The organism is Hwanghaeella sp. LZ110 (assembly GCF_048892525.1).
GTDB lineage: Bacteria > Pseudomonadota > Alphaproteobacteria > UBA8366 > Aestuariispiraceae > Pacificispira.
The window spans coordinates 1-233 of record NZ_JBLZHT010000106.1; the positions used below are offsets into that span (position 1 = coordinate 1).

A 233-nucleotide genomic window follows, 5' to 3' on the forward strand; every position below is an offset into this window, starting at 1 on the left:
GGCAAGGCATCCGGCGCTGTCCTCAAGCGGATGACCGATTGGTTCCAGAGCCTCCACAGCGACATGCGCCGCTCCGTCACATTCGACAACGGCACCGAGTTCGCCCAGCACCATCGCCTGAACGAGATGCTCGGCATCGAAACCTTCTTCTGCGACACGCATTCGCCATGGCAAAAAGGCGGCGTCGAAAACGCCATCCTACGGCTCAGACGCCACCTCGCCCGAAAAACCGA

At 60.9% G+C, this 233-nt stretch carries 1 protein-coding gene; it reads left to right on the forward strand.

The genetic code is table 11. The features are described from left to right. Positions 1-233: transposase (locus tag ACOSDM_RS20380; protein ID WP_420726363.1), on the forward strand; the 233-nt coding region annotated here is incomplete at both ends.